Source organism: Streptomyces sp. MnatMP-M17 (assembly GCF_900091995.1).
Taxonomy (GTDB): Bacteria; Actinomycetota; Actinomycetes; order Streptomycetales; family Streptomycetaceae; genus Streptomyces.
Map to the genome: position 1 here is coordinate 1 of NZ_FMDK01000413.1, position 7138 is coordinate 7138.

Annotated in this window: 9 protein-coding genes; 4 read left to right on the top strand and 5 right to left on the bottom strand. The window is 67.5% G+C overall.

Annotation, left to right across the window (positions count from 1 at the left end; genetic code table 11):
- Positions 1-393: 393 nt before the first annotated feature.
- Entirely contained in the window at positions 394-1032 is a 639-nt protein-coding gene (locus GA0115259_RS19050) for a DNA-3-methyladenine glycosylase (protein ID WP_093598441.1), read from the bottom strand.
- Positions 1033-1106: 74 nt separating this feature from the next.
- On the opposite strand from GA0115259_RS19050, the gene GA0115259_RS19055 reads away from it, so the two are divergent.
- From GA0115259_RS19055 to GA0115259_RS19065, 3 genes are all read left to right on the top strand, one after another.
- Positions 1107-1889 (top strand): sporulation protein, encoded by a 783-nt coding sequence (locus GA0115259_RS19055; RefSeq protein ID WP_093598444.1) that lies wholly within the window; start codon positions 1107-1109, stop codon positions 1887-1889.
- Positions 1890-1970: 81 nt separating this feature from the next.
- On the top strand, positions 1971-2510 hold the full coding sequence (locus GA0115259_RS19060) for a YbhB/YbcL family Raf kinase inhibitor-like protein (protein WP_093598447.1): 540 nt from the start codon (positions 1971-1973) through the stop codon (positions 2508-2510).
- 142 nt (positions 2511-2652) lie between these two features.
- Complete coding sequence (locus GA0115259_RS19065; protein WP_093598450.1) at positions 2653-3165, top strand: HNH endonuclease; 513 nt, start codon at positions 2653-2655, stop codon at positions 3163-3165.
- A gap of 88 nt (positions 3166-3253) precedes the next feature.
- Here the strand turns inward: GA0115259_RS19065 and GA0115259_RS19070 are convergent, their stop codons facing one another.
- From GA0115259_RS19070 to GA0115259_RS19085, 4 genes are all read right to left on the bottom strand, one after another.
- Positions 3254-4030, bottom strand: coding sequence for a sulfite exporter TauE/SafE family protein (locus GA0115259_RS19070; protein WP_093598462.1), 777 nt, complete (start codon positions 4028-4030; stop codon positions 3254-3256).
- A gap of 62 nt (positions 4031-4092) precedes the next feature.
- Complete coding sequence (locus tag GA0115259_RS19075) at positions 4093-5022, bottom strand: SPFH domain-containing protein (protein ID WP_093598453.1); 930 nt, start codon at positions 5020-5022, stop codon at positions 4093-4095.
- 90 nt (positions 5023-5112) lie between these two features.
- A complete protein-coding gene (locus tag GA0115259_RS19080; protein ID WP_093598456.1) occupies positions 5113-5541 on the bottom strand; it encodes an NfeD family protein in 429 nt (142 codons plus the stop codon).
- Positions 5542-5614: 73 nt separating this feature from the next.
- Complete coding sequence (locus GA0115259_RS19085; protein WP_093598459.1) at positions 5615-6406, bottom strand: ABC transporter ATP-binding protein; 792 nt, start codon at positions 6404-6406, stop codon at positions 5615-5617.
- A 125-nt stretch (positions 6407-6531) separates the two neighbouring features.
- Between GA0115259_RS19085 and GA0115259_RS19090 the strand changes: the two genes are divergently transcribed.
- Positions 6532-7138: hypothetical protein (locus GA0115259_RS19090; RefSeq protein WP_093598465.1), on the top strand; the 607-nt coding region annotated here is incomplete at its 3' end.

Consider the following 7138-nt stretch of genomic DNA (forward strand, 5'->3'; position numbering starts at 1 on the left):
GACTTTTGGCACGCTGTTGAGTTCTCAAGGAACGGACGCTTCCTTCGTACTCACCCTCACAGGCTTTCCTCCGGGCATTTCCCTTCGGTCTTACTTGTCTTGCTGTTCTGCTTGTCTTGCTGTCTTGCGTCTCCGACTTTACCAGACTCATTCGGCGTCTTCCGCCTCATGAATTCCGGTGACCTTTGGATTGGTCTTTCGCCTTTCGGCTTCCGCTACTTTAACCGAATCCCCGCCCGGCTCATAATCGAGCCGTCGGGCTTGAATTTCGGCATGCCGAAATCGAACCCGTCAGGGTTGATCGTCAGTAGTGGGTGGCCGCTTCGGGGGCTGCTGAACAGCAGGACCCGTGTCAAGCGGCTCGGGCTACGTTAGGCGGATGAACGGTACGAGTCAAGTTCGGCGGCGTCGGGGCACATGGGCCCGATAAGGGCTCACCGAAGGGTCGCCCGCGATCCAGAAGCGCCACGGATGGACCGCCCCGTCGCCGCCGACTCCGGTGCGAGGGCCGCTGCGGACCTGGTCAGTCGGTACAGGAGTGCCGGCCAATATCGCCAGCGGTGCGTCGGGGCCCGCGCAGACGTCCGTGCCGTTGAGGGCGCGGTCGACATCGAGCGCGGTGGCCAGGCGGGCCGGGCCTTTGGCCAGTTCCCTGTGGTGCCGGGCCGAGAATCGACGTTTATGTGCCAGCTCCGCGCCCACCTGGATCTCGCCCGCGCGGAGCAGAACTCCGCTCGCCATGCCCTCCGGGCCGCACACCAGGTTGAGGCAGTGCCACATCCCGTAAGTGAAGTAGACGTACGCGTGACCGGGCGGGCCGAACATCACTCCGTTACGGGCCGTCCGGCCGCGGAAGGCATGTGATCCCGGGTCGATCTCGCCCGCGTACGCCTCCACTTCGGTCAGCCGGAGCTCGATCGGACCGTCGTCCGTGGTGCGCACCAGCGTTCGGCCGAGCAGATCGGGCGCGACCTCCAGGACCGGGCGGTCGAAGAAGTCCCGGGGAAGCGGCATACGGTCGGGGCTCTCCATGGCGTATGAGCGTACCGGGGAACCGACTACGGTCGGAGCGCGTATGTAGGGGTCAGGACCTAGAAGGAGTGAACATGGGCTTCAAGAAGCTGCTCGCGAGCCTCGGCGCCGGTGGTGCGTCCGTCGAGACGGAGCTGACCGAGCTGAACGTCGTGCCTGGCGGCGTCGTGCAGGGCGAGGTGCGGCTCCAGGGCGGTTCTGTCAACCAGCAGATCCAAGGGGTCTCCGTCGGCCTTCAGGCGCGTGTCGAGGTCGAAGGCAACGACCAGGAGCTCAAGCAGGACATCGAGTTCACCAAGCAGTCCATCGGCGGCGCCTTCGAGGTTCAGGCCGGAGCGGTCCACGTGGTGCCGTTCGGTCTCGAGATCCCGTGGGAGACCCCGATCACGACGATCGACGGCCAGCAGCTCCGCGGCATGAACATCGGCGTGACCACGGAGCTCGCGATCGCCCGGGCGCTGGACTCCGGCGATCTCGACCCGATCAATGTCCATCCGCTACCGGCGCAGCAGGCCATCCTGGACGCCTTCATCCAGCTCGGGTTCCGCTTCAAGGCCGCGGACATGGAACGCGGTCATATCCGCGGGACGCGCCAGCGGCTGCCCTTCTACCAGGAGATCGAGTTCTTCGCGCCGCAGCAGTACCGCGGGCTCAACCAGGTCGAGCTGACCTTCGTCGCGGACGACCGTGAGATGGACGTCATCCTGGAGATGGACAAGAAGCCGGGGCTCTTCACCGAGGGCAGCGACTCGTTCCGGTCCTTCCAGGTCGGTCTCGCCGACTTCCACGGCACCGACTGGCCCGGCTATCTCAACCAGTGGCTCGCCGAGGTGGGTGGCCGTCGCAACTGGTTCTGATCACGGCCTTTAGGCTCGGCGTCGCAGGGCAGATCCGTCGGCACACCGGTCGGCGGAACAGCCGATTCGGAGGTTCAGACGTTGACCGAGGGCAAGAGGGCTCCGCTCCCTCATGACTTCCATCCGCAGGTGCCGTCCTTCACCGTGGTGAGCGACGACATCGCGCCCGGCGCGGTGCTCAAGGACGCACAGGTCTACGCGGCCGGGAACACCTCTCCGCAGTTGCGCTGGGAGGGCTTTCCCGCGGAGACCAAGAGCTTCGCCGTGACGTGCTTCGATCCCGACGCGCCGACCGGCAGCGGATTCTGGCACTGGGTGCTCTTCGACATCCCGGCATCGGTGACCGAGCTGCCCGCGGGCGCTGGCAGCGGTTCGTTCAAGGGACTGCCCGCGGGCGCCGTGCACGCGCGGAGCGACTACGGGTCGAAGGACTTCGGAGGCGCGGCGCCGCCGGCCGGGGATCCGGCGCATCGGTATGTGTTCACGGTGTACGCGGTGGACACCGAGAAGCTGGGGCCCGACAGTGACGCCTCACCCGCGTTCGTCGGCTTCAATCTTCGGTTCCACGCGCTTGCACGTGCGCAGCTCATCGGCGAGTACGCGGCGCCTGCGGCAGGCTGACCGTTTGCCTTTTGTTTGCCCTGCCCTGGTCTTGGAGAGATCAGGGCAGGGCACTTTTTATTGTGTTGTCCCCCTCGGCGTGCCCGGCCAGAGTTGATCCCAGCCCGCCAGGCGGTGGGCCGGCACACGGGAGGTGGGCGGGATGCGGGACACGCTGGTACTGAATGCGAGCTTCGAGCCGCTGTCGACGGTGACACTCAACCGCGCGGTGGTGCTGGTGCTCCAGGACAAGGCCGTTGTCGAGCAGGCTCATCCCGGTCTCCGTGTCCGTGCCGCCGCTGTGGAGCTTCCGGTGCCCCGGGTGATCAGGCTCTGCCGCTATGTGCGGGTGCCCTTTCGAAGACAGGCCCCGTGGTCGAGGCGGGGCGTTCTGGTACGGGACCAACATCGCTGCGCGTACTGCGGCAGACGCGCGACGACGGTGGACCATGTGGTGCCGAGGTCCCGAGGCGGTGCCGATAGCTGGCTGAATACGGTCGCTTCCTGCGCCGAGGACAACCATCGCAAGGCCGACCGTACGCCGGAGCAGGCCGGGATGCCGCTGCTGCACGAGCCGTTCGTACCGTCCCCGGCGGACGCGATGCTGCTGTCGCTGCGGGCCGGTGAGCGTTCGGAGCTGCCGCAGTGGCTGATAGGCGTGCGCTCCGCCGCGTAACGGAACGTGCAGCCCGAGACGTACGGCGAAAGCCCGCTTCCCGGTCCGGGAGCGGGCTCTTGTCCGTTCCGCCCGCCCTCGCCCGGTGTCAGCCGTACCGGCGGATCAGGAGCTGTGCGATGGCGACCGCACCGACGGCCACGATCAGTGCGCGCAGCGCGACCGGTGGGAGTCGGCGGCCGACCTTGGCGCCGAGCTGGCCGCCCAGTGCGGAGCCGGCGGCGATGAGCACGACGGCCGTCCAGTCGAAGTGGGCGACGAAGAGGAAGTAGAGCGCGGCGATGCTGTTGACGACGGCGGCGAGGACATTCTTGACGGCGTTGAGGCGTTGCAGGCTGTCGTCGAGCAGCATGCCCATCAGGGAGAGATAAATGATCCCTTGGGCCGCTGTGAAGTAGCCGCCGTAGACGCTGGCGAGGAGGAGTCCGGCGAACAGGAGCGGGCCACCGTCAAGACGGGCGCCGGTTCCTCTGCGTCGGCGGCGGGCCTGGACGGCTCTGGTGAGCCTCGGCTGGAGGATCACCAGAGCGAGGGCGATGGTGACCAGGACGGGCACGATCGTTTCGAAGGCCGTCGAGGGCAGTACGAGCAGCAGTGTGGCGCCGGTGAGACCGCCGATGAGTGCGGCGACGCTCAGCCGCAGTACACGGCGGCTCTGGCCGGCGAGTTCGGCGCGGTAGCCGATGGCGCCGCTGACCGATCCCGGTATGAGCCCGAGGGCGTTGGAGACGGTGGCGGTGACCGGTGGGAGGCCGGTCGCCAGCAGGACGGGAAAGGTGATCAAGGTGCCGGAACCGACGATGGTGTTGATGGTTCCGGCACTGATGCCCGCCACGAAGACGGCGAGCATCTCCCAGATGGTCACAGTGCGCTGCCCTTCGATGATCGGTGCAAGATGCACCGATCATGCACGAAGGGCCGGGCGGGTCAGTCCAGCGGGGGGTCCTGTCGGCGCTCCTTGCCGGTGTCGAAGCCGGGCATGCCGCCGCCGAGGTTGCCGAAGGCGCCGCTGAGTCCCTTGAGGGCGTCACCGATCTCGCTGGGCACGATCCAGAGCTTGTTGGCGTCTCCCTCGGCGATCTTGGGGAGCATCTGGAGGTACTGGTACGAGAGGAGCTTCTGGTCCGGGTCGCCGGCGTGGATCGACTCGAAGACCGTACGGATCGCCTGGGCCTCGCCCTCGGCGCGCAGGGCCGCGGCCTTGGCCTCACCTTCCGCGCGCAGGATCGCGGACTGCTTCTCGCCCTCCGCGGTGAGGATCTGCGACTGGCGGATGCCCTCGGCGGTGAGGATCGCGGCGCGCTTGTCACGGTCGGCGCGCATCTGCTTCTCCATCGAGTCCTGGATGGAGGTGGGCGGTTCGATGGCCTTCAGCTCGACGCGGTTGACGCGGATGCCCCACTTGCCGGTGGCCTCGTCGAGAACGCCGCGCAGCGCCGCGTTGATCTCCTCGCGGGAGGTGAGTGTCCGCTCCAGGTCCATGCCGCCGATGATGTTGCGCAGCGTGGTGACGGTGAGCTGTTCGATCGCCTGGATATAGCTGGCGACTTCATAGGTCGCGGCGCGGGCGTCGGTCACCTGGTAGTAGATGACGGTGTCGATGTTGACGACCAGGTTGTCCTGTGTGATCACCGGCTGCGGCGGGAAGGGCACGACCTGCTCGCGGAGGTCGATCCGGTTACGGATCGAGTCGATGAACGGGACCACGATGTTCAGGCCCGCGTTGAGAGTTCGGGTGTAGCGGCCGAACCGCTCCACGATGGCGGCGCTTGCCTGCGGGATGACCTGGATCGTTCTGACCAGGGCGATGAATACAAGCACCACCAGGATGACCAGGACGATGATGATTGATGGCATCGCGTATCTCGGGCCCTTCGCTGCCGGATGTTCTGATGATCGAGTTTCTCAGACCAGGAGCGTGCATGGCGAGCGTTCCACAGGGTTGACTCACATCACCACGGCTGTCGCTCCGTCGATTTCGACCACATCGACCTGCTGGCCGGGTTCGAACGACGCATCCGCGTCAAGGGTGCGCGCCGACCAGACCTCACCGGCGAGCTTGATCCGGCCACCTCGGCCGTCGACACGTTCGAGAACGATGGCCTGACGGCCTCTCAGCGCGTCAATTCCCGTGGCCGCTCCGGGATTCGAGCCGCGTTGCCGGCTCGCGATACGGCGGACCACCGCGGTGAGCGCGACGGACACCACGGCGAATACGAGGACTTGGGCCACCACGGTGCCGCCGAGCGCGGCGGTGACGGCGGCGGCTACCGCGCCCGCGGAGAACATTCCGAACTCGGGCATCGCGGTCAGAACAAGCGGAATACCCAGACCGACGGCGCCGATCAGCCACCACACCCACGCTTCGATTTCCACCTGGTCATGGTAGGTCCGGCGATCCCTGTCGGGACAGGGGTGATATCCGGTCAGCCGAGCGGCGGTTCCCGCGTCAGCCGAGCGGGAGGCCCCGCGCGGTCCAGCGGTCACCGTTGCGTTCGACGACGAGCGGAAGGCCGAAGCAGAGGGAGAGGTTGCGGGAGGTAAGTTCCGTCTCCATCGGGCCGGCTGCGAGCACCTTGCCCTGGCGGATCATGAGCACATGCGTGAAGCCCGGCGCGATCTCCTCGACATGGTGCGTGACCATGATCATGGAGGGCGCGTACGGATCGCGGGCGAGGCGGCCGAGCCTGCGTACCAGGTCCTCGCGCCCGCCGAGGTCGAGACCGGCCGCGGGCTCGTCCAGGAGGAGCAGCTCGGGATCGGTCATCATCGCCCGGGCGATCAGGGTGCGCTTGCGCTCGCCCTCGGAGAGAGTGCCGAATCTGCGGTCGAGATACTCGGTCATGCCCAGCCGGTCGAGAAAGGCGCGGGCGCGCTGCTCGTCGACCTCGTCGTAGTTCTCGTGCCAGGTCGCGGTCATGCCGTACGCGGCGGTCAGCACGGTCTGGAGGACGGTCTGGCGCTTGGGAAGCTTTTCGGCCAGGGCGATGCCCGCGATACCGATGCGCGGGCGGAGGTCGAAGACGTCCACCCTGCCGAGCCGGTCGCCGAGGATGCTCACCTGTCCGCTGGTCGGGAACAGATAGCTGGAGGAGAGATTGAGCAGAGTGGTCTTGCCGGCGCCGTTGGGGCCGAGGATCACCCAGCGCTCTCCCTCCTTGACCGACCAGGAGACATCGTCCACCAGAGCGCGTCCGTCGCGGACCACGGATACGTCCACCAGCTCCAGTACATCGCTCATGAGCGCGTTGTCTCCCCATGCAATCGTCTTGAGGTTCCGGGTGCGCCTGTGGGCGCGTCTCCCCGGAAAATCTACGCCACCGGTCGAGTGGACCGGCCTTGAGGTCCGTTCCCTAGGCTGGGTCCATGCATTCGCAACCACGCTCAGGACTGCTGGCCGCTTGGGGAAACGCCCTTCTGGCCGGGTTTGTATCGCCGGACGACGCCGTACTCGCCGTGGTCGGTGACGACGCGCCGCACCGGGTGGAAGGACTGCCCGGCGAGGCCGGTCCTGTCGGGCTCACGCTGGCACTGGGACGGCTGCGGGCGCTCGGTGTGACCGGATACCGGGTGGCACTGCCCGTACCGGGCCATCCGCTCGGGCTCAGCGGACCGCCGGAGTTCAACGCCCGCGCGTTGGAGGCCGAGGAGGCCGTCGTCGCGACGGGCGCGCCGTACGGTCTGGTGCCCGAGATCACCTCGGTGGGCCCGGAGGGCGACCGTCATACGGAGGTCCTCTGGCACTGTCTGCCGGTACGGGAGGCCCCGCCTGCGGATGTGCCCTCGCTGAGCGAGGCGGAGCGTGAGCTGGCGGAGGCACTGCGGGAGGCGACGGAGGTGATCTCGCGGCTGGACGTGGCGGCCTCGGGCCCGGTCGCGGAGGCGGCCCTGGACGCGTACCGGGCCCGCGCGGAGCGGGGCCGCGAGGTGCTGGCGCCCGGTTATCCGCCGCGCGCGGCCCGCGTCCTGGAAC